The following is a 25,255-nucleotide window of genomic DNA, read 5'->3' as shown; positions in this document are numbered from 1 at the left end:
TTTAGTCAAAACTGAAGGTGTCTGAAAAACTAACTTGTGAATTCGCATTAGGCTGAATCCACTGTGCATTATTGTAAAACGAAGTCCAAATTTTTGTATTGACGCTTCCATCTAACCACAGGTGATTGAGCTTTGATTTATTACTGTGACGCACTTGGATTCTTTCAGGCGTATCAGTTTTTAACCAGCCCGAATTAGTATCGGTCAAAATCATGAACTGTGATGGCTTAAAAATTTGTTTAGGTTCAATATCTCGATAATTAATACCTTCTGGAGTAAAAGAACCATTGTTTCGAATGATTTCAGTATTAAATGAACGGTCCCCTTTAAATGAGTCTGCACCCGTTTCAAGTGACTCTGTGCACATGTATAATTCTTTATTGTTGGTATATAAACTATCTAAAATCACTTGAGTATGAAGTGGTGCCGCACCATCTGTCACCACTTTATCATTTGTATAATACTGTTCTCCACCATAATATGACTTACTAAATTTAGTATCATTGTCACTTAGGTACATAAAGTGCGCGATTCCATATTGCTTCATCTCACTGACGCAATCAATAGTTTTTGCTGTACTACGGGCTTTACTTAAAGCAGGTAAAACCAAGGAAGCTAAAATACCAATTATTGCCATGACAACTAAGAGCTCAATCAAACTAAACTTACGCATTATACACCAACTTACTTTATTAGAATTAAGTATATAATCGTATCAATATCAATAAATTGACACTAAAGACTCATGTTAATTATATTTTAACAATAGACTGCTAATTGACCTGTCACTTAGAGAACGCAATTTCCTAAGATATTAATGATAAACAGCTATCTGTTCTACAGCTATTAGAAAACCCGGCGATTATATGGTAAGCCAAAAAAAGCCCATGTCTTACGACATGGGCTTATGATTCCTATAAAAAGACGAACAAAATCAAGTTCTCTGTGTAGCGCCTTCTTCATACTCCTCGGAAAGTGTCTCTATAGAGTATACGGAACTGAAAAAGACAATCTGTCGCGACTTATTAAATTTTTTAAAACTTTTTTATATATTAAACAAAAAGAGCCACAGTTCTAATAACTGTGGCTCAAAAATGGTGGGCGATGAGGGACTTGAACCCCCGACCTACTGGGTGTAAACCAGTCGCTCTAGCCAGCTGAGCTAATCGCCCGATAATTCGGTACTTTTCAGATTTCTCTGAATGGCTTTGCGCTAAGCGCAATATGTGAGTGGTGGGCGATGAGGGACTTGAACCCCCGACCTACTGGGTGTAAACCAGTCGCTCTAGCCAGCTGAGCTAATCGCCCGATAATTCGGTACTTTTTCAGATTTATGTGAATGGCTTTGCGCTAGGCGCAATATGTAAATTGGTGGGCGATGAGGGACTTGAACCCCCGACCTACTGGGTGTAAACCAGTCGCTCTAGCCAGCTGAGCTAATCGCCCGATAATTCGGTAATTTTTCAGATCTCTCTGAATGGCTTTGCGCTAAGCGCAATATGTGAGTGGTGGGCGATGAGGGACTTGAACCCCCGACCTACTGGGTGTAAACCAGTCGCTCTAGCCAGCTGAGCTAATCGCCCGATAGTTCGGTACTTTTTCAGATCTCTCTGAATGGCTTTGCGCTAAGCACAATATGTGAGTGGTGGGCGATGAGGGACTTGAACCCCCGACCTACTGGGTGTAAACCAGTCGCTCTAGCCAGCTGAGCTAATCGCCCGGTAATTCGGTCTTCAGATTTCTCTGAATGGCTTTGCGATAATCGCAATATGTAAATGGTGGGCGATGAGGGACTTGAACCCCCGACCTACTGGGTGTAAACCAGTCGCTCTAGCCAGCTGAGCTAATCGCCCGATAATTCGGTCTTCAGATTTCTCTGAATGGCTTTGCGATAATCGCAATATGTAAATGGTGGGCGATGAGGGACTTGAACCCCCGACCTACTGGGTGTAAACCAGTCGCTCTAGCCAGCTGAGCTAATCGCCCGATAATTCGGTCTTCAGATTTCTCTGAATGGCTTTGCGATAATCGCAATATGTAAATGGTGGGCGATGAGGGACTTGAACCCCCGACCTACTGGGTGTAAACCAGTCGCTCTAGCCAGCTGAGCTAATCGCCCGGAAAATGTTAACCTTTACGGCTTCTCAATCTTCCGCCGGTAATGAAACCGTCGTAATTGTTCTGGACTAACTGAACTTCAATTTGCTGCATTGTTTGAAGTACAACGCCAACCATAATCAATAAGCTTGTTCCACCAAAGAACTGAGTAATGATAAAGTCAGTTGAACCAGATCCTAAAGCGTTCATAAGAACGTAAGGAAGGAGCGCCAATATAACAAGGAAAATTGCGCCTGCAACTGTAATTCTAGTCATTGTGTCATTTAAAAACTTAGAAGTTGGCTCACCAGGTCTATGACCAGGAACGAAAGCGCCAGAACGGTTCAAATCATCAGCAATTTGAATTGGATTGAACTGTGTTGCAACCCAGAAGAAAGTGAAGACTAAAATCATTACACCCTGAATAATGAGGTAAGAAGTGCTACCGAAATCAAAGAATGGAGCTACAGTTCGTGCAAAGTCGCCACCAATTTTATTAATAATCATCGGCGGGAACATCATCAATGCCGAGGCAAAGATAATCGGCATTACACCAGCGTGATTGACTTTGAGTGGGAGGTAAGATGTCTTTTCAATCATCGCATTGCGACTAGAGGCATCTCGTGCGTATTTTAAAGGGATTTTTCGCATACCCTGAACGAGGGCAACGGTAGCAGCTGTAACGAGAAAGAGTATACCCACAACAACGAGGATTTGAACAAGGTTCCATTCACCCTCTTGGTATTTTGAGTAAACAGCTGCGAATGCCTGAGGCATAGAAGAAAGAACGTTAATAGTAATGATAATTGAAGCACCATTACCTAAACCTTTATCAGTTATTTGCTCACCTAACCACATAATAAGAATTGCGGAAGCAGTAACGATAATAGTTGTTTGAATTACAAAAGCAGAGCCTTTGTTAATAACTAGATTCTCAAAACCAGGAACACCTAAAAGTTTTGAGGGCGTATGCATGGCTACAGCCATCATCGCACTTTGAACCGCACAAATAACAATTGTCATGTAGCGCGTGTATTGGTTGAGCTTCTGACGTCCATGTGATCCGTCTTTTTTGAGTTTCTCCAAATTTGGGAACACAGGAGTCATGAGCTGCATGATAATCGATGCCGTAATATACGGCATGATACCTAGTACACCAATGGCAAGCTTCTGTAATGCTCCACCAGAAAATACGTTGGCCATACCAACAAGTTTGTTGGCACTGTCAGATTGATTTTTAACATGATCAAGCAAATCTGCGAGAACATTAAGATCAATTCCTGGTATAGGGACATTTTTAAGTACACGTACTAAAACGATGACCCAAACCGTGTACAATAACTTCTTACGAAGGTCTTGTACTTTTAACATATTTTGAAAAGCTGAAAGCATTACAGAATCCTATTACTAAACTAGTTCTACAGAACCACCGGCAGCGGCGATCTTATCAGAAGCAGTTTTTGAAAATTTATTAGCTTTAACAGTTAAAGCTTTAGAAATTTCACCATTGGCGAGAACTTTTAAACCAGCGCCTACTACAGCACTAATTAATTTCTTCTCTACAAGGGAATCACCGTCGATGGTGTCGCCTGCATTGAAGTGTTCTTCAAGGTCACAAAGGTTGACAATTGTCCACTGCTTATGGTTACGCGCTTTGAAACCACGGTTATGTGGTAAACGACGGAAAAGTGGAATCTGACCACCCTCAAAGTAAGGACGGATTGTGCTACCAGAACGAGACTTCTGACCTTTCTCACCACGACCACCAGTGCGACCAGTACCAGAACCGTCACCACGACAGATGCGCTTACGGTTTTTGGCAGTTGCCTGCTTGTTGAATGAGTTGAGCTTCATTATGCGTTCTCCTTCTTAAGGCCACGCTTAGTGAGGATCTCGTCACGACTTTCAAGCTGTTGAATAGCTTTCATAGTTGCGTGAACAACATTCATAGCATTGTTTGAACCGAGTGATTTTGCAAGTACATCTCTGTAACCAGCAAGCTCAAGTACAGCACGCATACCGCCACCAGCGATAAGACCTGTACCCTCAGAAGCAGGGCGAATAACAACTTTTGCACCAGAGTGCTTTGCAGTCGATTCATGTGGAAGTGTCATCTTATGAAGAGGAACATTTACCATGTGAGCTTTTGCAAGGTTTACACCCTTTTTAATTGCATCTACAACTTCGTTTGCTTTACCAAGACCAACGCCAACGTTACCCTTGTGATCGCCTACAACTACGAGAGCTGAAAAACTGAAGTTACGACCACCTTTAACCACTTTAGAACAGCGGTTAATGGTTACTACTCTTTCGTCGAGCTCTGGAGCGTCAGAAGAGTTTTCTTTTTGATTTTTCTTATCGTTCATTTCTATCTCCTAGAATTCCAAGCCAGCTTCACGCGCTGCGTCAGCTAACTCTTTTACGCGACCATGGAAACGGAAACCTGCGCGGTCGAAAACGACTTTGCTAATTCCAGCAGCTTTTGCATTGTTAGCAGCAATCGTGCCAACTAATGAAGCGCCTTCCTTGTTGCCTGCTTGTGTATTGTTTCCTTCGAAAGCTTTATCTTTTGTAGATGCAGAAGCAAGAGTCTTGCCAGCAACATCATCGATAAACTGAACGGATATGTGATTAAGAGAGCGTGAAACGACCATACGTGGCTTTTCTGCTGTACCAGCAACTTTGCTACGAATGTGCCAGTGTCTGCGCTTTCTTTGTTGTTTTGTAGTTTTAGTACTCATAATTATCTCCGGGCGCAGCTGTTATTTACCAGCGCTCTTACCTTCTTTAAGTGCGATATGCTCATCCGCATAACGAACACCTTTACCTTTATAGGCATCAGGTTTTCTGTAGAAACGAATGTTAGCGGATACTTGACCAACGAGTTGTTTGTCACTTCCTTCAACGATAATCTTTGTAGGTTCAGGCATAGTCACCTGGATACCTGCTGGGATCTCGTAGTTAATGGGGTGTGAGTAACCTAGGTTTAAGTTAAGCTTGTTACCTTGAACAGCACCTCTGAAACCAGTACCACGGATTTCTAGCTCTTTTTTCCAACCAGTGCTTACACCAACAATCATGTTACTGATAAGACTGCGGTTAAGACCATGCTCAGCTTTTGAAAAACGGCTATCGTCCTGGCGAGTTACTTCAACTTCGTTTGAGTCAGCGTTAACGCTGGCCTCTACGCGAGGAGTAAGTGTGTGTTTTAGTTCACCTTTAGGGCCTTTGACAGTGACTTCTTTACCAGAAATCTTAACTTCAACGCCTGCAGTGATGCTAATTGCTTTATTACCAATTCTTGACATGATGAATCTCCTTAAAAATTACCAAACAAGGGCAACAACTTCGCCGCCGATGTTTTCACTTTTAGCTTTCTGACCAGTCATCATACCTTTAGAAGTTGAAATAACAGCAATACCAAGTCCACCACGTACACGTGGAATTTGATCAGCTTTCACAAAAATACGGCAGCTACCTTTTGAAACTCTTTTGAGTCCTTGGATAAGTGGCTGACCTTTGTGATATTTAAGTTGAACCTTGAGGTCCTTCTTGTTATTTTCTAATTCTACGACTTCGTAGTCTGCGATGTAACCTTCCTCTTTAAGGATGGAAGAGATAGACGCATTAACCTTTGAAGAAGGCATGTTCAGTTCGGCGAGATTCGCCATACCTGCGTTTCTTAAACGAGTAAGAAAGTCTGCGATTGTATCGTTCATTTTATAATTTCCTAATTTATTACCAGCTAGCTCTTCTCATGCCGGGAATAAGACCCTGACTTGCGAGCTCACGGAGTGTAAGACGTGATACACCGAACTTACGGTAGTATGCACGCTTTCTGCCTGTGACTGAGCAGCGATTTACAACACGAGTAGGACTCGCGTTACGGGGGAGTTTACTAAGACCTTCGTAGTCACCAGCTTCTTTCAAAGCTGCGCGACGCTCAGCGTACTTAGCTACTACTTTTGCTTTCTTTTCGTTTCTTTGAATCCAAGATTTCTTAGCCATGGTTCAACTCCTTACTTAGCGAAAGGCATACCAAGAAGTGCGAGTAATTCACGACCTTCTTCGTCTGACTTTGCAGTTGTTACAATTGTTACATTCATACCAATTGTGTGTTTGATTTTGTCGAGGTCAATTTCAGTAAAGATAGACTGATCATTGATACCCATTGTGTAGTTACCAGAACCATCAAAACCATTAGGCTTTACACCGCGGAAGTCACGTACACGTGGAAGTGCATTGTTGATTAAGCGAGTAAGGAAATCGAACATAATTTCACCACGTAGAGTGACTTTAGTTCCGATTGATTGACCTTCGCGAAGTTTGAAGTTCGCAATAGATTTCTTTGCTTTTGTTTCTACAGCTTTTTGACCTGTGATGGTCGTAAGAAGTTTTACAGCTTCACCAAGAACTTCACGCTCTTGCTTGTTACCGATACCGCAGTTAAGAATTACTTTTTCGACTTTTGGCACCATGTTAACGTTACCATATTCGAATTTCTTAATTAATCCGGCTACAACTTCCTTCTTATATTTTTCTTTCATTGAAGTCATCTGAATACCTACTATGCTTTCTTAGCTGTACGAGCGTCGTATTTTTCTTTCTTCATCACGTTGGAAACGTGAATCGGAGCTTCAAATTCAACAATTCCGCCTTCTGGATTTGCTTCACTTGGACGAACAGCTTTCTTACTGATGTTGAGACCTTCAACAGTAATAGTTTGCTTCTTACGGTTGATTGAAGTAACCTTGCCAGATTTAACTTTGTCAGCACGTGACTTGTCTTTACCTGCAATGATAACTACTTCTTCACCCATTTTTACTGGAAAATCGTTCATTAGAGAACCTCCGGTGCTAAAGAAACTATTTTCATAAATTTCTTTTCTCTGAGTTCACGAGCAACAGGGCCAAAGATACGAGTACCACGTGGCTCATTGTTTGCGTTGATAACTACAGCAGCGTTCTTGTCGAAATTGAGGTAAGAACCATCTGGACGACGGATTCTTTTTCTCGTACGAACAACAACAGCTTTAATTACGTCACCTTTTTTGACGACGCCATTAGGGCTGGCTTCTTTTACTGTAGCAGTAATAATGTCACCAACACCAGCATATTTTTTGCGTTGCCCAAGGACAGTGATAGCCACAATACGCTTTGCGCCTGTGTTATCTGCCACTTCTAGGCTTGTCTGCATCTGGATCATTTTCTAACTCTCCTTATTCAGCAGTAGATTGAATACTCACAAGTCTCCAGCATTTCTTCTTACTGGTAGGTCTTGTCTCAGCGATGACAACCTGATCGCCAATCTTGGCTTCATTCTTCTCGTCGTGAGCATAGTATTTTTTACTGATGTTAATAACTTTCTTAAATTTAGCGTGACGCGCTTTGCGGTTAACTGTTACAACGATGGTTTTATCCATTTTGTCGCTTGTAACAACGCCAACACGCTGCTTGCGGTTGCCACGTTCTTGATTTGTATTTTCACTCATGGACATAATCCTTATTTAGAGCGGGCTGTTTGCTCGGTTTTAATTCTGGCAACAGTTTTACGCGCCTCGCGAATACTTGACGTATTCTCGATTTGACCTGTTTTTGCCTGGAGTCTGAGATTCAGAAGCTCCTTGTCGAGTTCACCTAGCTTTTCAATTAGCTCCGCGTCAGTCAATTTTTTTACTTCTGCAGCTTTCATTAGATTTGATCCTCTTTAGCAAGGAAGCGAGTACGCATTCCGAGTTTATTTGCCGCAAGTGCCATAGCTTCTTTAGCTGTGTTACGAGTTACACCACTCATTTCGAATAAGATACGACCTGGACGAACGCAAGCTACCCAGTGATCTGGTCCTGGCTTACCTTTACCCATACGTACTTCAAGTGGCTTCTTAGAAATTGGTTTATCAGGGAAAACTCTGATCCAAACCTTTGCTCTTCTTTTTGTGTGTCTAGTCATAGTCACACGACAGGCTTCGATTTGTCTAGCTGTCATCCAGCCACGATCTAGAACCTGAAGACCAAACTCACCGAAGTCGAGCTTGTTACAGTTACCCGCATTACCTGCGAGACTGCCTCTTTGTACCTTTCTGTACTTTACCCTTTTTGGCATTAGTGCCATAATTCTGCTCCAAATTTTTAGGTTTACATATCCAAACTTTTACACCGATAATACCGTAAGTCGTATTCGCTTCAGCGAAGCCATAATCAATGTTTGCGCTGATTGTTTGTAAAGGTACACGACCTTCACTATAAACTTCGTTACGTGCAATATCAGCACCACTGAGACGACCACCGCATTTTACTTTGATACCGTCAGCACCCATGTCCATAGCGACCTGGATTGATTTTTTCATTGCACGGCGGTAAGAAACACGTCTCTCAAGCTGCTGAGCAATACTTTCGGCTACCAAAACAGCGTCTACCTCAGGGTTACGTATTTCGACAACGTCGAGGAATACTTCTTTACCCTTAGCAAGTTTGGCTAGTTCTAGTTTTACTTCTTCAATTTGTGCGCCTTTGCTACCAATCACTAGACCTGGACGGGCAGTGTGGATAGCGATACGAACGCGGTTTGCGAAACGCTCAATATTGATGCGTGACACAGCAAATTCTTTAAATCTACCTTTGATAAGCTTACGAATTTCAATATCTTCTGCGAGTTTACCAGCAAATTCTTTCTTGCTAGCGAACCAGCGCGAACGCCAATCTTTCGTATAACCTATTCTGAATCCTACTGGATTTACTTTTTGACCCACTGTAAACTCCTTTTATTTCTCATCACTGAGGATGATTTTTACGTGGCTTGTACGTTTGTTAATTCTACCCGCTGAGCCTCTTGCTTTGGGTTTAAAACGCTTCATTGTGGGGCCTTCGCCGATAACACCAAGTTTAACATAAAGTGAACTGATATCAGCACCTTTGTTCTCAGCATTGGCTTTTGCGGACTCAAGAGTCTTCTTGATGATACCCGCAGCCTTCTGGTCCGCAAGTGTCACTAATTCAATTGCGTCGTTGTATGCTTTACCATTAACATGGCGCATTACTTCACGAGCTTTGAATGGCGACATTCTCACGTATTTCGTAACTGCTGTTGCTTCCATTTGTATCTCTTTTTTTCCAAAAAGTTATTTTTTACTTACTTTAGAACCTGCAATAATTTGCTTCGCAGGTCCCTCTGTTATCAAAGCTAAACTACTATTGCGCCTAGCTTCTATTATTTTTATGGTTGCGACCTTTCGATCGTTAACCGTCACATTCCAATCTGAACCTTGAATTACACCCTGGGCATAACCTTGACTCATTGCGAGAACATTTAGTCCTGCATTAACACTTAAAACATAAGCAGCGCCTTCCTTCTTAGTGGCAAAAACTGTGTTTTTCACAATCTTTAGCTCTTGATCAACCAGAGCTGCTTTATTGTCGTACTCATCCAACAGAAGCTTTTCCGCCTTCAGAGAGTTTAATGCTTTTCGTCCATATTCTCTAAATTCATCCTGCTTTCGTTCCAAAGCCAATATCGCATTGCGACACGAACTCAATTCCTTAAGCAAAACTGCATTAACTTCTTCTGGCTTTACGTCAGCCGAAATTAACGCGAGATCTTCTTCAATAACCGCCAGTTGCTTTCCCTTATATAATAAGTCTTTTTGCAATCTAACTTTTACTAACTTCAGTTCCTCTACCTCTTTCCGTAACTCAAAATTGCGGATTTTTAAATCTGCGACTTCTAGTTCTTTGTCGAAATCATCATTTTGACCGTTTAAAACGCCCAAAAACCATGGTTCCAGTGATAGAGCCCCCAAAATAACGAGCAATACGATTTTTTTCCAGTTGCTTTGTAGTTTTTTTTCCATAAAAAAAGTAATTCTAAATATCATTTATTTTTGAGTCGGCTAGTTTAGCATCCTAAATAAATTTTGACAGCCTTAAACATCACACATTATAATATATAGAATTATGAAATTTTTTGCTTTAATATCACTTATTTGCCTTAGCTCTTTCGCAGGACGCGTCTACAAAGACAGCATCATGGCAAAAGTTAATGGCCACATCATCACTAGCTATGACATCCAAGAACTCTCTTATCGCGAAGAAATGCGCCTTCGTCAAATCTTTAATGGTCCTGAACTTCCCTCTCGAATAATTGACCTAAGAAGACGCGCCCTAGACATTCTCATTGAAGAGCAACTCATCCTCGACCATTTCAATAGCAATGATGCTTACCAAGTCCCCTCCTCCGTCCTTGAGGAACGCATTGAGAAATCAATTGCACGCCGCTTTGGCTCTGATCGCGATAAATTCTATGATATGCTTCACCAAAAAGATATGACTGTGGAAGAATACCGCGAAGAAATCGAGCGCGGTATCATTCTCGAATTAATGAGAATGGAATTCATCAGAAAGAAAATCGTCGTAACCCCCCACGACATCGCCCTCTATTATGCTGAGAACAAGAATGAGTTTGCCAGCCCTTCTCAAATGCATATTAAACTCATCATCATCAATAAAAGTAAAGGCGACTTCGAAAGCCGCGTCACAAAACTTAAAGCTGAACTCAAAGAAGGTAAAAGTTTTGATGAACTCATGCCTCAATCGGATTCACAATTCAATGGCGACTTAGGCTTTCTTAAAATGAGCGATATTCGCCCAGACTTTCTCGAAGCCCTAAAAGACAAAAACCCTGGCGACTACATTACTATTGAGGAAACTGCCCAAATGCTATTTGTTCAATTGAGTGAAGTACGTAAATCCGAAGTCCCTCCACTAGAAAAAATTTCTGACCAAATAAAGAGCAAACTCAATTCAGACCAAGAAAAGCATTATCGTGAACAATTTATTAGCGACCTTAAACGCGGCGCTAAAATTGAAAAGTACGTTGAGTAATGAAAAAAGCTGAGCTCCTTTCTACTCTTGAGAAATACGGAATTGCCCCCGCAAAGAGTCGCGGACAAAACTTCCTAATCGACAACAACCTGCTTGACGCAATGTGTCGCTCTATGGACATCCAAGAAGGAGAAACTATTCTCGAGGTTGGACCCGGCGCTGGTGTACTCACTCGTGAAATGCTCAAACTAGGTGGCATTGTCCATGCTGTTGAATTTGATTTTGCCATTCAGCGCTACCTCAGTGGAAATTTAGTCCACGAAAATTTCACACTCCACAAAGGCGATGCCTGCAAAGTTGATTATAAAGAAATATTGGATTTACCTCGTGAGTTCCGCTGCTTAGCAAACTTGCCTTATGCTATATCAAGTATCTTCATATCAATCATGTCTGAACTTGAAAGCCCTCCACTAGAAATGTACTTCCTTCTCCAGAGAGAAATGGCTGAGCGCCTAGCTGCCGATAACTCTAGCAAGAATTACGGCTCATTAACTGTTCGTGTCCAGGCCTTATATGATGTCAAAATTTTAAGAATTGTCCCCCCCCGAAGTTTTCTTTCCGCCACCAAAAGTTCAATCGGCATTCGTTACTTTAAAACTCAGAGAGAATCCTCCTCCACCTAAGGTACTTAACAAGCTCAATCAAATTGTACGTGCAGCCTTCAGCCAGAGACGCAAAGTCGCTTTCAAATTAATGAAAGGTACTGCGGGACCTAAATTAGCTGAAGCCTACGAAAGCCTAGGGCTAGACCCTAAAGCTCGTGCTGAGCACATCACTATTGAACAATATATTCAACTCGCTGAATTTCTTTTAGCTTAATGCAACACGAAACAAAACCGCTAAAAGTCATCCTACTTTATATTTTAGGTTGGCTTAATTTACTTATGGCCATAGCTGGTTTTCTCCTACCTGTGATTCCTGGCACGGTCTTTCTTGTTATCTCCTTAGCCTGCTTCACAAAATGCTCTCCTAAATTCAGACAATTCGTCATGCGCTCACCGCGCCTAGCTCACCTATTAGATAAATATGAGAATGGGCAAGCATTCTCAAAAAAACTTATCGTTTTCACCTATGCCCTCAGTAACACCTCATCGCTAGTTGGCCTCTACTTTTTTCCCGATTACTTCATTCATATACTCGGGCTTATCGTATTCATGAATATCGGCCTCTACTTTGTTTTCTTCACAAAATTTTAAGGCATAAAAAAAGCGACGAAATCAATTCGTCGCTTTTTTCTAACACTTAAGTGTCGCTACTAAATTTCGCCGAGCTCGCCTAAGTATCTTTCCGCAGATAGCGCAGCCATACAACCGCTTCCTGCTGCCGTAATAGCCTGACGCCATTCATGGTCCTGAACATCACCACAAGCGAAGATGCCTTCTACGGATGTTTTTGCCGTACCAGGTGCAGTTACAATGTAACCCGCATCATCAAGTTCGAGCTGACCATTTAAGAAGTCCGTGTTAGGCTTGTGTCCGATTGCATAAAAGAGACCGTTAGCTTCAACATCTCTTTCGCTACCATCAACATTGCTTTTCACTTTCACATGTGTCAATACTTTACCATCACCTAAAGCTTCTACAGGAGATGTTTCCCACAAGATCTCGATCTTTTCATTGGCTTTAGTACGTTCCTGCATAACTTTAGAAGCACGCATTTCGTTACGACGAACAACTAGATAAACTTTAGATGCAAACTTCGTAAGAAACATAGCTTCTTCACAAGCTGAATCACCACCGCCAATAACTACCATTGGTTTATTACGGAAAATAGGAAGTGCTCCATCGCAAACTGCACAAGCAGAAATACCATTCTGCCAGTATTGCTCCTCACCAGGAAGGCCCAAACGCTTAGCTGTCGCACCTGTTGCAATAATTATAGATCCAGCTTCGTATTCAACACCATTAGCTTCGACCTTAAAAGGACGCGAACTCACATCTATTTTATCGACTGTTTCAGTCAAAATCTCTGTACCATAACGCATCGATTGCTCACGCATATTCATCATTAGAGTAATGCCATCAACACCCTCAGGGAAACCTGGAAAGTTTTCAACTTCAGTTGTGGTTGTTAATTGACCACCAGCAGCAACTCCGCCTGCCATAAAACCCTCTAACATGAGTGGCTCCATTTCTGCTCTAGCTGCATAGATAGCAGCTGTGTGTCCCGCAGGGCCTGAGCCTACGATAATCACTTTTTTCATTGTATTTCCTTTCTAATTTAGAATTAACTTTTTGTAATTTGTGTGAACCTTAGATAAAAACAACTCTTTCTACTAAAATTCGAAGAGACTTAATTGCTCAGCGTGAAACAACTCCTCAAAAGTTTTATCCACTAGCGCTAAATAAGGGTTTGCGACTCTCGCAATCTGGGATTCGATGTAATGCTCAATATCTGGCGTTCGTGGATTCAAAGCACTTGGAACTGGCCCATCATCTAAAGTCATGACATATGAAATAACGTTTACCGGAGCACTCGGTTTAAAGTGGTCTAAGAATTTCTGCAAGGCAATCACTTGTGCTTGATCTTTTTTCTCAATCAAATCCGATTGTTTAACTTTTCGGAAATACGATATCTTATCTCGGTGATCCCCTTCGCGAACTCCTTCTGTAAACTCGCGTATCCATGCCTGCCAATCTTCGCTCTTAAGGATCTGCTTGAGCAACTCTTCTTGAAAGTAATGCGCCAACTGCGTCCAACGGGGCCCTGTATTGTAGAGACCTGAAATCTTTGGCTCATCATTCTCACCTATGTAGACGTAACGCAAGAAATTATCGTTATTCCTTTTTATAAATAAGATGCGTTCAAATGAATCTACTTGTTCACAGAAAGGAAACTCTGCCTCCAAGGCTAAATCTGTACAGGCATTTTTAAGACAATTATTTAAGTGATCTGCCACATCAACAGAAGCTCCCTCCTCCAAACTCACATATAAGTTGGTATCGTTCCAAGCTACTAATTTTGCGGAGATCGCAAGTAAACCTTGGTTAATTTCTTCTGTCAACCAAGCACAAGCTTGCATAATTGCACCTTTATAAGAAGGAGTAAAAAAGCGATTAGCTGACTTCAAACTCTCTTCCATACATTGCTTAAGCGTATGATTTACTGCACGATATTGCCAATCTCGCGATTTTAATTTATTTCTATAGCTGAGTAAGTTGCCAAATTCTTCTACTAAAAAAGCTTGCCCTTTATTGCGCTTAGTCCCCCAAGGTAATTCCCTGCCATCTTCTGCTTGGCTCAATGAATAGGGGTCGATTTCGAATAAGCTTGCTACCCATGCGGTGATTTGCGGAGTTCGCAATTGCACAACATTATCATGCACACCAGGCTCGGAGCCCAAGAAACGATAAGCATCATTTCGCGATGTCTTTTTCTCCCCATTGCCAAGCGCAACATAGCCGCCTCGATGGATACTGGGGATACATAAATTTTCTAAAATTGCATTGTTAATCTCTAGCTGACTGAACATGACACCTGACAAACAGCTTCTTGCCGCCATAAATTCTACCACAGCTATTTTATCAAATAAACGTGTAACTAACTCCACGTCCTGCAAGTTATATTTAGCCAAATTTTCTTTTTCTTCGAGGAACTGACGTTCAATCTCAGCTAATTTGTCATCTTCATCATGAATGAGTTTTCCTTCACCTAAGAGCTCAACTGCAACTGTCTCGAGTCGATTGTTTTTAAAGCTATAGCCCATGTCTCTTATGGCTGACATGCCTTCAATTACCACACGCCCCGACATGAAAGCGAAGCTCACACCCATCATGGGAGAGAAAATATCCGGTTCTTTACCTAAGCGATCCAGCTTAAAATCCAGGTAATTGCGTTCACAATATCTTTGCAACTGAGCCAAGTCATAACCAATTACATTCCAACCAATAATTATATCTGGATCTTCTGCGGCGATATAATCCATGAAGGCATTCAACAAGTCCGCCTCAGTCGTATAACAAGTCGTGAAATCATTCATTTCATGACTATGATCATCCAGCATAAACACTTTTTTGCGCTCGGGACCACAGCCTGTGACATGTACTGCAATCGAAAACAAGCTATCAATGTTGACCCCATTCTCAATATCTATTGAAGCTTTCCGAAATTCCGTTTTAACTTCATAAGGCTTCAATCTGGGGTTTCTAAAAACTGTGCGACCATCTTTTACTTTTGCATCGCCCTCAATCCATAAACCTCCACGTATACCAAGCTCCATTAAAAAACGCTCATGATGCTTTATATCACTCTCAAACACTTCCTGTGCATTCTCTTTAAATGTATTAATCAAACCGTGCTGAGCATTTCGACTCTTAAAAGAGTAATTATTTAATGATTCACCATTGAGTTTCTTTAAATTCGTCGCTTTAAGATCAAACTCTGGCAAGGCCTCTGAATCTTCAATATCAGAGCCAAAAATAACTCCCGGAACATCTGTGATAAAAATTTCTATTGGTCCCAATTCTGGAGATCTACCAAAAAAACGAAAAGCTATACGACCCCCAGAAAAATCTGTTGTCTCACCTGTTAATAAAAAAGCACTTGCTGCGTAACTCAATTTTTCTTCCCAAGTTATAAATTAAAACTCAACTAATATGAATGCATTCCCCACATCTTACAACGCAAACCTTGACAAGCTAAATAATTTGTTTTTTACTTCTTTACATACTCAAAACACATATGATTAAGGAGTGCTAAAATATGAGTGATACACAAGATGGTAGTAAAGACCTAGAAATTATCAAAAACATCGAGAAGCGAATCGACAAAATCGAGCAAGTCAAAAAGAGCCAAGCCTCTTTTAGAAACATCGCTTTAGTTGTCATACTCGCATTAATCGCCCTCTTATTCATGCGCCTAAATAACATTGCGAATGAACTTAAAAATAACCAAGAAGCCATTGTCAAAACTCTGCAGAATGATGCCGAAGACCTCTTAAAACAACGACTGACCTCACTTAAAGCTAAAGCTCAAAAAGAACTACTCCCAAGCTTGAGTGCCAGTGTAAAAGCTGAATATGCTAAAAACTCCGAGAAATTTGAAAAACATATAAAATCTCTTGAAACTGATCTACGTAAAGTCACCGAAGAAAGAATCCACAAACTCCTCGAAAACGCCCTAAACGTTGCCTTTGATAATATTGGGGAAACTTACTCAGAGGCTGAAATCAAAGAACTCGAAGAAAACATTGAAAGTATTGCTGTAAGAATCACTAAAAATGTTATGGACAGTTCTGCTGAAACCATCATTAGGCTTGAACCTGAGTTCGATGCTATTGCTGATCGACTCACATCCATTAGCGTCGATGTCGTCAATATTGAAAAAATCGATCCCGGCCTCGCAGAAAGAAAGCTTGTCGCAGCACTACTCGACCTTTTAAAATACCAAATCGTTCCAGAAGATGCTGTTGAACCAGCAGTACAATAGGAGAAACTAATTATGAGCGACATACAAAAACAACTCGAAGTCATTGCTGCAAAAGTTGAAGCCCTCGAAGTTTCTGCTGAAAAGTCACAGAACATCACCAAGATCGTTTATTCTATCCTGATAGTCATCGTGGGAATTTACGCCTTCTATGTACCATCTAAATTACAGGCTATCACTCAACCAGAGGTGATTTCCACTATGGTGATGGATATTATTGAAGAAAAAATCCCTAGTAACGATCACATTATTCAGGGTGTTGAAGATTTAGCCAACAGAGAAATGGCCAATGCTTTTGATCAACTCGATAAGAAAATACCCGAACTTAAAGAAGGGATCATTGCTCTTGCAGACAAAAACTTTGGAATGGCAACTGACAGCATCAATGAAGTAATTAGCACTGACGTTGCAAAAATGTTCCGGGATGTCAGAAAAGAACTCGACAACAACAAATCTATTGTGAGTGACAAAAGCAACCACGACGTATTGGTAGCTGACCTTAGTGAAGGGATAAAGCTTCACCTTGATGATCTCATCGACAAACATCTGAAAATTGATGCTCTCGATAGTATGCTCTCTAAACTGCAATACAAAAAAGAGCTAACTCAAGAAGAGTACACGCAGAAAAAAGTTCTTGCCTATGCCTGGGTACTTGCAAGTGACGAAGCCTACAGAGAAGAGCTCAAAGGTAAAACTCTAGATCTTCTCGATAAAGCCAATCAACCCATTGTTGAATAAAGTCTAGTTACTTTTCATTCCAACGCCAATTGAATATATTCAATTGGCGTTTTTTATTGATCCCATAAAAGATTAGCCAATAAGAATAAACCTCCCTGAATATGAAAAAAGTTGACTTACATGAACTCAGTGCTGATGAAGCTATAAAAGTTTTCTTAACTGAGTATAAGCAATATCAAACTAAACGAGAGGCGTTCAAAGTTATTCATGGCTATGGATCATCTGGCGAAGGCGGTAAAATCATGCGACGCATCAGGAGAACGCTAAGTGAAAACTCTGATAAACTCAAATTCACTTTTGGAGAAGACATCGATGGTAACCCAGGCTATACCATTATCTATCCTCAAGCACCTATTCCTCAATTTTTAGATCTTTTGGCACAGGAAATACTCGCGTTCTGCGAGAGTAGTAAAGTCCAAGAAAAAGTCCTATCGAAATTCAGAAAGCACGGTGAGTCCCAAATCATCAAGGCTTTAAAAAATTTAGAACGCCAAAAAATGATTAAAATTGGAAGCAAAGGGAATTACAAAACCTGGACAGCTTTTTAAAATAACAACTCCTAAAGAGTCTAAATTATAATCTTAATACACAGATCAAAAAGCTTTTATTTCCTCTGTATATTTTGTTTTTTATATTTATGAGATATAGTTCTACAAAAAAACTGACCGACCAGTCAGTCGATAGAGGGCTTGAATGAACAAACGAGAGACAATTCTAGCTTCAGCTAGTCAAAATTTTAAAGACAAGGGATTTGCCAATAGCACAATCTCTAAAATTGCCAAAGATGCTAATGTCGGCAAAGGCACTATCTATGAGTACTTTAATTCAAAAGAAGAACTCCTCATGTATTGCTGCATTGAAAACTGCCAAGCTGTTGAAGCAAGTATAGATAGCCTAGTCGACTCATTCGAGAACTCGAGTAATAATCCCGTCAAAGTCATTTACACCACTATACACACGGTACTTTCTGAATTTTTCAAAAAAGGTGTTGAAGAGAATCGCCTTTTTTACGAGCTTTCTCTTTTAATTGCAACTAACCCAAACATCAAAACCATAGTCCGCCAAGAATTCCAAATCAAAGTCGCTCATTGGCAAAGTTTGGCTCTGGCAGATTACCAACGAGGCCTTGATGAAGGCTATTTTAACAAAATCGATCACCCCGAAGATTTAGCCTGTTTTATAGTTGCGACTATTGATGGCCTTATCTGGCAAATGCAGTGGGCCGACGAAGAACAATTGCGTACACAACCTCAAAGAATGGCAAAAATGTACTTACGTTTAATACTCAAAGATCCCAATCGCATGGAGGAATTCCTCAAATGAAATATTTATCTATCAGTTTTATCATCCTATTAGCTTTCTCTAGCTATGCAACAGAAGACACTTGGGATGCGCACAAACATCCCGCAAAACTCACCAGAGTCATAACGGGTTTTACGGAACCCTGTAAATCCCTCGACGTCAAAGCCGAATATCCCTCGCGATTAATTTCTTATGAAGCCCAAGAAGGTCAAATTTTAGATGGACCAAAAGATCGTATCTTGATTGCCAAACAAGATACCAGTTTAATTGAACTAGAGCTTAAAGCCACACAAGCCGCACTTAAAAGCCAAAAGCAAACCCTTAAAACTCAAGAAGCCCGCGCCTTACTTGAGAAGCGCAATGTGAAATATCGTAAACTCGAAATGGATCGCATTAGCCTCTTGAGTGATGATGGAAAAATTGCCAAATCAAATTTTGACCGCGTTTTATATGAGTTCGACCAAGCGGAACTCCAACTCATTGAGGTCAATCAAAATATTGCCCTACAAAAACAGAAGATCATTGAGGCTGAAGTCGCCACTGAACTTGTTAAAGAAAAATTATCTCGTCACTATATCTACGGCCCAAAAGGTTGGCTCCTCAACACTCAGATCAGTGAAGTCGGTGCTTGGCTTAATGCCAACGAAATCATCTGCCAAGTCGTAGATTTACGCCAGCTCAGTGTTAATTTTCGACTCAGTCAAGAAGAATATGAAGTTTTAAAAGCTAATGAGATCCAACTTAAGTACAAAGAGAAAACGCTAAAAAGTAAACTTCATCGTAGCGATAGAAATTATGATCCTGTCAGCCGAAAAAGGCATGTGGAATTACGTATTGATAGCCAAGAACTCAGCGATGCTGCGGGTGGTTTAGAAGTTAAACTCGAACTAATGGTCGACTACCCTTCCCCTGCCCTCATGGTCCCCAATAGCTTTGTTCATACAGGTCTCGAGCAAACTTGGCTCATCAATAGCAAAGGTGAAAAAATCATTTTCCAAGCTCTACGTCGCATTAAAGGTTTTTACATCATCAAAAAAAGTATCATCCCTGAAAACACCATCCTTATCAAGGCTAAGTAATGAAAGGCTTCATTTCATTTTTCCTTAAACAAGGAGTTCTCCTAAATATCATTTTTGTTGGCATGATCATTTTTAGTGCCACCATAGCCTTACCCAACATGCCTGTAGAACAGTTTCCGAATTTCACTTTTGGTGAAGTTCAAATCTCCACCATGTATCCTGGTGCCACCCCCGATGAAGTCGAGCGGCTCGTCACAGAAGAAATTGAGGATAGCTTACGAGGTATGGAGAACCTTGACTACATCAAGTCAACTTCTCAGGCCGATCGCTCCAATATCAATGTCAAATTTGTTGATGACACCGACTACAAGGCGCTTTATAATGAACTGCGCTTCCGCGTCATGGGAATACAGAATCGCCTCCCTATTCAAAATGGCGAACCGCTGACCCCATTTTTTTCTGAAGCTGACGTCGATGAATGGCTCCCAGTTATTCAAGTCAATCTCATCTCCAAGGATCCCAAAAATCCGCTCCCAAAACGAACTCTCGTTTTATTGGCAAAAGACCTTCGTCTTAGGCTCGAACAAATTGATCAAGTTAAGAAAGTCCTTCTTCTCGGAGATGATCAAGAGCAATACGTCATTGCCTTAGACCCCCACAAACTTGATGCTCATCGTATCACTTTGCAAGACGTTGCCGACAAAATGCGCCTCGCTGGTCAAGCTCCACCCTCGGGAAGCATCACCAGTCCCGCAGGTGAAAGTCTAATCAGAATTGATCAACGTTATCGGTCTTCGCAAGATATATATTCAGTCACTGTTCGCCAAGATGGCGAAGGCAATCAAATCACAGTAGGTGATCTAGCAATTGACAAAGAGTCGGGTATTCAAAAACTACAGGGAAATTTAATCAATAGCATCAACGCTGCAGATTCTACTGCCTGTAAGGTACTCAAACTTCGTTCAGGTAACGCCTTCAAAATCAAAGATGACGTTAAAATAAGTGTTGAAGAGTTTAAGAAAGAATATAGCCAATACTCCTTTGACGTAGTCTACACCTTGGATACGACCAACAAGATTAAAGATGGTTTAGGCATACTCTCTGAAAGCTTAGTACTTTCCATTATTTTTGTCATGTACTTACTCTTTATGTTTCTCGCTAAACGCAGTAAGCAACTGACCACTATCGGTAGCATTCTGGCGCTAGTCGCCACCATAGTAAGTTATGCTTCTAGTTCTACCTTAGTCCAAGCTCTGGCCATAGGCGTACTCGGTTGTTTTGTAATGTACGCCTGTCGCGCTGCCGTCCTCACCATTTCTGGAATTATTTTCAGTTTTCTTGGTAGCCTACTAATCTTTTATCTAACCGGCCAATCAATCAACGAGCTCACCTTGCTGGGTTTTGTCTTGGTCTCAGGTATTGTGGTAGATGATGCGATTGTAGTGATTGAAAATATCCAACGCCATCGCGAGATGGGCAAAAAAATCAAAATCGCCGTTATCGATGGGACTTCAGAAGTCTTTTGGCCGGTCCTCAGTGCCACACTAACTACCATGGCGGCTTTTCTTCCGCTACTCTTGATGACTGGGGCAGTAGGTGATTTCTTTTCTCTTGTCCCAATTGCCGTTTGTACTGCTCTTACGATAAGTATCGTTGAATGCCTAATCTTATTACCCCTCCATGTGATTGACCTAGAAAATCTACTCGGGAAAGATGAAGCGCCTGAAACGCATAAAGAAGAAAGCCTAGATGACTTCCTTCATCGCGAAGGCATACTGGGGAAAATCTCACGATTTTATCACTCTTGCTTAAGCTGGTGCCTCAATCACCCTATCATCAGCCTATTCAGTTCCGCCCTACTCTTTATCGTCGCTATTTTTATTATAATCATGCCTGCTTTTGGTTTTAAACCTCTACTAAAATTAGTATTCTTCCCCGACAACACATCAATCATGCAAATTTATGTCCGTATGCCTGGTGGAACTCCCCTCGAAGAAACCGACAAAGTCATTAGAAAAATAAGTTCGAAACTCATCAACAAAGGGCCGAATAGTATTTTAAATACGACTTCCCAATCAGGCATGCTCGTCGACTTAGACTATAAACCCGTCATGAGTAATCAATACGGCTTTGTTATGGCTGAGTTACCGCCAAAAGCCGATCGTGAATTCGATGATGCCGCTCGTTTTATTCGCGACATGCGCAAAGAACTTGAAACTGAGTTCGAAGTCGATGGCATTGATCTCGAAGTCGTGGCGGCAAAAGATGGCCCTCCTGTGGGACTGCCTATTAACGTCCGTGTTTCTGGTAATAATGATAAAATCATCATGCAGGCCGTTAAAGATATCATGGCTTATCTGGAAGATGAATCGACAAAGAGTCTGGAAGGAATCATTGACTTAAAACACGACCGTCAACTCCGTTCAAATATCCTCTCTTTCAAGATTGATCGTGAAAAATTAGCCGGGCTAAAACTCTCCGAAGTCGATGTACAAAGATTTATTGCCGATAGTTTAGATGGTGCTTACATTGCTGACTTTAGACGCTCAGATGAAGACATCCCGCTAAAACTCCGCTTAGCTCCAAGTCATTTAAAAGATCCTGTCGACCTAATGAACATTCCTTTTATCAATCAAGCCGATGGTAAACGTGTACTTTTTAGTGACCTCGGTCATTTTACTTCCGAAAGCGTTTCATCTTCACTCATTCGCTGGGATTTCCAACGAATTGTCACTATCTCTGGAAACCTCGATGAAGACACCAAGATTGGCGCCCTGAATGTAAGTTCAAAACTTAATAAATGGTGGGAGGAAAATCGCACAAACTACCCCGGAACAATCATTTCCTTTGGTGGCGAATCCGAGAGCACCGGCAAGAGTTATCGCTCTTTAGCATCGGCCTTTTTATTGGCGGTTATACTCATTTATGGTATTCTAGCCAGTCAATTCCGCAGCTATTTGCAACCTCTACTCATCATGTCAAATATCATCTTCAGTTTTACTGGAGTCATTATTGTCATGGCCTTATTAGGTGTGGGTGCCGACTTACTGCCCGAAGGCAGTATTCGCCCAGAGCGTTCATTCTTAACAGTTAACGGCTTCATGGCTTTAGTTGGTTTAACCGGTCTAGTGATCAATGATGCTATTGTCCTCATCAACTTTATTAATCAACGACTCAAAGATGGACTTCCTTTACAAGAAGCACTTCTAACTGCGGGACATCAGCGCATGCGCCCCATTATGATGACGACATTCACCACTATCGCTGGCTTACTTCCCATGGCCATCGGCATTCCCGATTTCAGTATTGCCTGGAGTCCTTTTGCTACCGCTTTTATTGCGGGATTGACTGTAAGTACAAGCATGACTTTGTTAATCATTCCCGTACTTTTTGAAATCCTAGAAAGATTTCGACAAAATAAATTTTTTAAACGCTTTCACAATACTTAGGAGATAATATGAAAACGCAGCTTATGACAATATACTTTTTGATGCTTAGCTTTAGCTATGCACAGGAAAAAGCTGAGGCCGAGCCCATGCAAGTCAAATTAGATGATATTCGGGCTCTTGTCGTCAAAAACCTTAGCGAAATCCGCAACAGCGAAATACGTATTCAACAAACTGAAGCCAACAAAGATCTACGAGTCTCACGCTTTAAAACCCAAGGCGATGTCAGCGCAGGCTATGAAAATCTTTTTGATAGTAGTGAGCCCCTTGCTTTTGGCTTTGAAAATAATGAAGATGAACGCTTAAATAGCTCACTCAGCATTAGTCAATACCTCTATGGTTTTGGTCGCAAAAAATGGGCTCTCGAAGAAGGCTTAGCAGAAGTGAAGTTAAGCCGCTTACAAAATGCTATGATGATTCGTGACCTCAGCTTTAAAGCTCGAGTCGATTATTGGTCGTATATTTTTGAACAAGCGGGTCTCGAAGTCGCCAAAGAACGTCTTAAACTGAGTGAAGAAGAGGAGCAAGATACCGAAAGCCTTTTTGAAGCGGGAACCCTAAGTCGTGTAGATGTTCTACAAACGAAAGTCAGCAAAATGCAAGCCCTCAATACCACCCGTTCACAAGAGTCACGTTTAAACGAAAGTATGTTCGAGTTTGCTTCTTCAATTGGCAAAGTTCATTCCAAAATCAAATCTATTGAAACCCTATCTCCCCCAAAACATGTTGAGAAACTTCTAGTAGAGGTAAAAAGAATGCTAGATAAGAGTCTCGAAATTGCTACCCTAGAAGCTGACTCCAATGTTTCTCGTACTAAAATTGAACAGGTAAAGTCCGAATATGCTCCAGAACTCTACGGCCTCGCAAGTGCAGGTGTGACAGGCCCAGATACAGATGACTTAGAAGATGGCTGGCTCGTGGGAGTCACTTTAAATTGGGCAATACTAGATGGTAAGCAAAGAAGCTCACGCCAATTATTTGAATCAAAAAACATTATTGCCAATGATTTTTCCGTAAAAGCAGAAATTCGTGAACGCACACGCATATACCTCCAACTCGAGAGCCAGTGGGAAAGCTTGGCAGAACAAATTTACAATGAGAAGCAAGCTCTAGCTTTCGCTGAAGAAAATTATAAAATTGCACGCGAACAGTACCGCGCCGGCTTGTTAACACTCTTGCAAGTCAGCGATGTTAATCTACAGTTAGTGGAATCTCGTTATCGTTTACTTTCAATCATTTATAAGATGCAAGTACTTCGTGAAAACCTTTTATATCTCAAGCAATAATGAAAATACGCCTCTTAATTTCTAGCGCCATATTCTTGAGCTGCACCAGCTCTGAGCCCAATTACGACTATAAATCAGTTGAAATTGACGAAATCATGGAAAACATGGATGAACCCACATGGCTTCTTAATCGCATGCAAAAGTCTAATCATCTCATACAAGATGACTGGCTCCAACAATTAAGCATCTTACAAGAAGAAAGTCATGCTTTAATTGCTATTCAGCATCCCGATAAATTTTTCCGTGACGAAGCTCAAAGAACAGCTCAGTATATCGATGATTTCATCGCACAACTTCCTAGTTTAAAAAGAGAGGAACAGTTTAAGAAATGGTCTGAAGTCAAGAAATCTTGTGACAAATGTCACGAAGTTTATGAATAGCCCAAGCTAAAATTAAAAAAACATTAAGATTCTTTAAATCTAACTGCCCATTTTTTTTGAATTCCCCGAAGATTCGTATTACCTTAGCGTGTACTACAATTAATAACGGGAAATCAAATGACTAGTTTTATTATTGCTCTGATTGCCATTGCTATTTTAAGCAAAATCCCCAAGGCACCAGAAGCACAAGTTCGTCCCATACCCGTTCCGGTTAAAAGCCCACGGAAGAGAAGGAAATGAGGAAATTACTACCAAGCGTAGTTCTTTCCTTTTTTTTATTCACTTCATGTTATTCCAATAAAGCCCCCGAAGCCTATCAGAAGCACGAAACCTTAGCAATCCATGAAACCATTGCTCGTTTTGATGGTCTTCGATATAAAAAATGCATGGGTCGCACAAGTGATTGTCCTGACAAATGTGGTAAATCTGGAGAGATCGCTAGCTTCACTATCTTAGAATACCGCAAATTTCAAAAAAATGGTAAATATGGTGACAGACAAAAGCAATTCCAAGTCCAACTCACCGACTTTAATAAAAAGCCTCTCGAAGGTATATATCCCCTACCTTCAAATATAAAAAAAGGGGATAAAGTCATCTTAAATTGGAATCATGACTATGTGACAAAAAATCATAGCTCATACCCCATTTACCCCGTGATAAAAATCGAGCGACTTCCCTAAGCTATAAT

33 protein-coding genes and 8 tRNA genes are annotated in these 25,255 nt (G+C 41.0%); 14 read left to right on the top strand and 27 right to left on the bottom strand.

Going from position 1 to position 25,255, the window contains the following annotated elements:
• Position 1: 1 nt before the first annotated feature.
• From PQO01_RS04420 to PQO01_RS04300, 25 genes are all read right to left on the bottom strand, one after another.
• Positions 2-673, bottom strand: a complete 672-nt coding sequence (locus PQO01_RS04420) for a type II secretion system protein (protein ID WP_274312828.1) — start codon at positions 671-673, stop codon at positions 2-4.
• Between the two features lie 422 nt (positions 674-1,095).
• Positions 1,096-1,172, bottom strand: a tRNA-Val gene (locus tag PQO01_RS04415).
• A 59-nt stretch (positions 1,173-1,231) separates the two neighbouring features.
• Positions 1,232-1,308: transfer RNA gene (locus tag PQO01_RS04410), tRNA-Val, on the bottom strand.
• Positions 1,309-1,369: 61 nt separating this feature from the next.
• Positions 1,370-1,446: transfer RNA gene (locus PQO01_RS04405), tRNA-Val, on the bottom strand.
• Positions 1,447-1,506: 60 nt separating this feature from the next.
• Positions 1,507-1,583, bottom strand: a tRNA-Val gene (locus PQO01_RS04400).
• Positions 1,584-1,643: 60 nt separating this feature from the next.
• A tRNA-Val gene (locus PQO01_RS04395) sits at positions 1,644-1,720 on the bottom strand.
• A 56-nt stretch (positions 1,721-1,776) separates the two neighbouring features.
• Positions 1,777-1,853: transfer RNA gene (locus tag PQO01_RS04390), tRNA-Val, on the bottom strand.
• Positions 1,854-1,909: 56 nt separating this feature from the next.
• Positions 1,910-1,986: transfer RNA gene (locus tag PQO01_RS04385), tRNA-Val, on the bottom strand.
• Positions 1,987-2,042: 56 nt separating this feature from the next.
• Positions 2,043-2,119, bottom strand: a tRNA-Val gene (locus PQO01_RS04380).
• Positions 2,120-2,127: 8 nt separating this feature from the next.
• Positions 2,128-3,489 carry a preprotein translocase subunit SecY gene (secY, locus tag PQO01_RS04375; protein WP_274312827.1) on the bottom strand — a complete coding sequence of 454 codons (1,362 nt, stop codon included), beginning with the start codon at positions 3,487-3,489 and terminating at the stop codon, positions 2,128-2,130.
• Positions 3,490-3,504: 15 nt separating this feature from the next.
• Positions 3,505-3,951, bottom strand: coding sequence for a 50S ribosomal protein L15 (gene rplO / locus PQO01_RS04370; RefSeq protein ID WP_274312826.1), 447 nt, complete (start codon positions 3,949-3,951; stop codon positions 3,505-3,507).
• On the bottom strand, positions 3,951-4,463 hold the full coding sequence (gene rpsE / locus PQO01_RS04365; protein ID WP_274312825.1) for a 30S ribosomal protein S5: 513 nt from the start codon (positions 4,461-4,463) through the stop codon (positions 3,951-3,953). Before rpsE ends, rplO begins: the two co-directional genes overlap by 1 nt.
• A 9-nt stretch (positions 4,464-4,472) precedes the next feature.
• Complete coding sequence (gene rplR, locus PQO01_RS04360) at positions 4,473-4,838, bottom strand: 50S ribosomal protein L18 (RefSeq protein ID WP_274312824.1); 366 nt, start codon at positions 4,836-4,838, stop codon at positions 4,473-4,475.
• Between the two features lie 21 nt (positions 4,839-4,859).
• Positions 4,860-5,405: a 50S ribosomal protein L6 gene (gene rplF / locus PQO01_RS04355; protein ID WP_274312823.1), complete on the bottom strand. Its 546-nt coding sequence runs from the start codon at positions 5,403-5,405 to the stop codon at positions 4,860-4,862.
• Positions 5,406-5,423: 18 nt separating this feature from the next.
• Positions 5,424-5,816, bottom strand: coding sequence for a 30S ribosomal protein S8 (rpsH, locus tag PQO01_RS04350; RefSeq protein ID WP_274312822.1), 393 nt, complete (start codon positions 5,814-5,816; stop codon positions 5,424-5,426).
• 19 nt (positions 5,817-5,835) lie between these two features.
• The gene (gene rpsN / locus PQO01_RS04345) at positions 5,836-6,105 is read right to left on the bottom strand and encodes a 30S ribosomal protein S14 (protein ID WP_274312821.1); all 270 of its coding nucleotides are present in this window, start codon (positions 6,103-6,105) and stop codon (positions 5,836-5,838) included.
• Between the two features lie 11 nt (positions 6,106-6,116).
• Positions 6,117-6,653, bottom strand: coding sequence for a 50S ribosomal protein L5 (rplE, locus tag PQO01_RS04340; protein ID WP_274312820.1), 537 nt, complete (start codon positions 6,651-6,653; stop codon positions 6,117-6,119).
• Between the two features lie 11 nt (positions 6,654-6,664).
• Positions 6,665-6,937 carry a 50S ribosomal protein L24 gene (rplX, locus tag PQO01_RS04335; RefSeq protein ID WP_274312819.1) on the bottom strand — a complete coding sequence of 91 codons (273 nt, stop codon included), beginning with the start codon at positions 6,935-6,937 and terminating at the stop codon, positions 6,665-6,667.
• Positions 6,937-7,302: a 50S ribosomal protein L14 gene (gene rplN, locus PQO01_RS04330; protein WP_274312818.1), complete on the bottom strand. Its 366-nt coding sequence runs from the start codon at positions 7,300-7,302 to the stop codon at positions 6,937-6,939. The genes rplX and rplN overlap by 1 nt, the downstream gene beginning before the upstream one ends.
• Positions 7,303-7,315: 13 nt before the next feature.
• Positions 7,316-7,588: a 30S ribosomal protein S17 gene (gene rpsQ / locus PQO01_RS04325; protein WP_274312817.1), complete on the bottom strand. Its 273-nt coding sequence runs from the start codon at positions 7,586-7,588 to the stop codon at positions 7,316-7,318.
• Between the two features lie 11 nt (positions 7,589-7,599).
• Positions 7,600-7,788 carry a 50S ribosomal protein L29 gene (rpmC, locus tag PQO01_RS04320; protein WP_274312816.1) on the bottom strand — a complete coding sequence of 63 codons (189 nt, stop codon included), beginning with the start codon at positions 7,786-7,788 and terminating at the stop codon, positions 7,600-7,602.
• On the bottom strand, positions 7,788-8,207 hold the full coding sequence (gene rplP / locus PQO01_RS04315; RefSeq protein WP_007280389.1) for a 50S ribosomal protein L16: 420 nt from the start codon (positions 8,205-8,207) through the stop codon (positions 7,788-7,790). Before rplP ends, rpmC begins: the two co-directional genes overlap by 1 nt.
• The gene (rpsC, locus tag PQO01_RS04310) at positions 8,146-8,844 is read right to left on the bottom strand and encodes a 30S ribosomal protein S3 (RefSeq protein ID WP_274312815.1); all 699 of its coding nucleotides are present in this window, start codon (positions 8,842-8,844) and stop codon (positions 8,146-8,148) included. Before rpsC ends, rplP begins: the two co-directional genes overlap by 62 nt.
• 12 nt (positions 8,845-8,856) lie before the next feature.
• Positions 8,857-9,189, bottom strand: coding sequence for a 50S ribosomal protein L22 (gene rplV / locus PQO01_RS04305; protein ID WP_007280387.1), 333 nt, complete (start codon positions 9,187-9,189; stop codon positions 8,857-8,859).
• A gap of 24 nt (positions 9,190-9,213) precedes the next feature.
• Positions 9,214-9,942 carry a hypothetical protein gene (locus tag PQO01_RS04300; protein WP_274312814.1) on the bottom strand — a complete coding sequence of 243 codons (729 nt, stop codon included), beginning with the start codon at positions 9,940-9,942 and terminating at the stop codon, positions 9,214-9,216.
• Positions 9,943-10,045: 103 nt separating this feature from the next.
• On the opposite strand from PQO01_RS04300, the gene PQO01_RS04295 reads away from it, so the two are divergent.
• Genes PQO01_RS04295 through PQO01_RS04280 form a run of 4 tightly spaced genes read left to right on the top strand, consistent with a single transcriptional unit; the run spans position 10,046 to position 12,168 of the window.
• Entirely contained in the window at positions 10,046-10,972 is a 927-nt protein-coding gene (locus tag PQO01_RS04295) for a SurA N-terminal domain-containing protein (protein WP_274312813.1), read from the top strand.
• On the top strand, positions 10,972-11,595 hold the full coding sequence (locus PQO01_RS04290; protein ID WP_274312812.1) for a ribosomal RNA small subunit methyltransferase A: 624 nt from the start codon (positions 10,972-10,974) through the stop codon (positions 11,593-11,595). The genes PQO01_RS04295 and PQO01_RS04290 overlap by 1 nt, the downstream gene beginning before the upstream one ends.
• On the top strand, positions 11,507-11,791 hold the full coding sequence (locus PQO01_RS04285) for an rRNA adenine N-6-methyltransferase family protein (protein WP_274312811.1): 285 nt from the start codon (positions 11,507-11,509) through the stop codon (positions 11,789-11,791). The genes PQO01_RS04290 and PQO01_RS04285 overlap by 89 nt, the downstream gene beginning before the upstream one ends.
• Positions 11,791-12,168: a DUF454 family protein gene (locus PQO01_RS04280; RefSeq protein ID WP_274312810.1), complete on the top strand. Its 378-nt coding sequence runs from the start codon at positions 11,791-11,793 to the stop codon at positions 12,166-12,168. Before PQO01_RS04285 ends, PQO01_RS04280 begins: the two co-directional genes overlap by 1 nt.
• Positions 12,169-12,227: 59 nt before the next feature.
• Here PQO01_RS04280 and trxB read toward each other — a convergent pair whose 3' ends face one another.
• Both trxB and PQO01_RS04270 read right to left on the bottom strand, forming a co-directional pair.
• A complete protein-coding gene (gene trxB, locus PQO01_RS04275; protein ID WP_274312809.1) occupies positions 12,228-13,175 on the bottom strand; it encodes a thioredoxin-disulfide reductase in 948 nt (315 codons plus the stop codon).
• A gap of 72 nt (positions 13,176-13,247) precedes the next feature.
• Positions 13,248-15,530: a 3'-5' exonuclease gene (locus PQO01_RS04270; protein ID WP_274312808.1), complete on the bottom strand. Its 2,283-nt coding sequence runs from the start codon at positions 15,528-15,530 to the stop codon at positions 13,248-13,250.
• A gap of 143 nt (positions 15,531-15,673) precedes the next feature.
• Between PQO01_RS04270 and PQO01_RS04265 the strand changes: the two genes are divergently transcribed.
• The 10 genes from PQO01_RS04265 (at position 15,674) to PQO01_RS04220 (ending at position 25,247) form a co-directional block, all read left to right on the top strand.
• Complete coding sequence (locus tag PQO01_RS04265; protein ID WP_274312807.1) at positions 15,674-16,399, top strand: hypothetical protein; 726 nt, start codon at positions 15,674-15,676, stop codon at positions 16,397-16,399.
• Positions 16,400-16,411: 12 nt separating this feature from the next.
• The gene (locus tag PQO01_RS04260; protein ID WP_274312806.1) at positions 16,412-17,134 is read left to right on the top strand and encodes a hypothetical protein; all 723 of its coding nucleotides are present in this window, start codon (positions 16,412-16,414) and stop codon (positions 17,132-17,134) included.
• Positions 17,135-17,235: 101 nt separating this feature from the next.
• Positions 17,236-17,682: a Smr/MutS family protein gene (locus tag PQO01_RS04255; protein ID WP_274312805.1), complete on the top strand. Its 447-nt coding sequence runs from the start codon at positions 17,236-17,238 to the stop codon at positions 17,680-17,682.
• A gap of 145 nt (positions 17,683-17,827) precedes the next feature.
• On the top strand, positions 17,828-18,457 hold the full coding sequence (locus PQO01_RS04250) for a TetR/AcrR family transcriptional regulator (RefSeq protein ID WP_274312804.1): 630 nt from the start codon (positions 17,828-17,830) through the stop codon (positions 18,455-18,457).
• The gene (locus PQO01_RS04245) at positions 18,454-19,515 is read left to right on the top strand and encodes an efflux RND transporter periplasmic adaptor subunit (RefSeq protein ID WP_274312803.1); all 1,062 of its coding nucleotides are present in this window, start codon (positions 18,454-18,456) and stop codon (positions 19,513-19,515) included. The genes PQO01_RS04250 and PQO01_RS04245 overlap by 4 nt, the downstream gene beginning before the upstream one ends.
• Entirely contained in the window at positions 19,515-22,904 is a 3,390-nt protein-coding gene (locus PQO01_RS04240; protein WP_274312802.1) for an efflux RND transporter permease subunit, read from the top strand. Before PQO01_RS04245 ends, PQO01_RS04240 begins: the two co-directional genes overlap by 1 nt.
• An 8-nt stretch (positions 22,905-22,912) precedes the next feature.
• Positions 22,913-24,187 (top strand): TolC family protein, encoded by a 1,275-nt coding sequence (locus PQO01_RS04235; RefSeq protein ID WP_274312801.1) that lies wholly within the window; start codon positions 22,913-22,915, stop codon positions 24,185-24,187.
• On the top strand, positions 24,187-24,567 hold the full coding sequence (locus PQO01_RS04230) for a hypothetical protein (protein WP_274312800.1): 381 nt from the start codon (positions 24,187-24,189) through the stop codon (positions 24,565-24,567). The genes PQO01_RS04235 and PQO01_RS04230 overlap by 1 nt, the downstream gene beginning before the upstream one ends.
• 117 nt (positions 24,568-24,684) lie before the next feature.
• The gene (locus tag PQO01_RS04225; protein WP_274312799.1) at positions 24,685-24,807 is read left to right on the top strand and encodes a hypothetical protein; all 123 of its coding nucleotides are present in this window, start codon (positions 24,685-24,687) and stop codon (positions 24,805-24,807) included.
• The gene (locus PQO01_RS04220; RefSeq protein WP_274312798.1) at positions 24,804-25,247 is read left to right on the top strand and encodes a hypothetical protein; all 444 of its coding nucleotides are present in this window, start codon (positions 24,804-24,806) and stop codon (positions 25,245-25,247) included. The genes PQO01_RS04225 and PQO01_RS04220 overlap by 4 nt, the downstream gene beginning before the upstream one ends.
• Positions 25,248-25,255 lie beyond the last annotated feature (8 nt).

Source organism: Lentisphaera marina (genome assembly GCF_028745505.1).
Lineage (GTDB): Bacteria > Verrucomicrobiota > Lentisphaeria > Lentisphaerales > Lentisphaeraceae > Lentisphaera > Lentisphaera marina.
The sequence above is the reverse complement of the archived record's forward strand: the minus strand, read 5'-3'. Positions and strand labels throughout refer to the sequence as shown.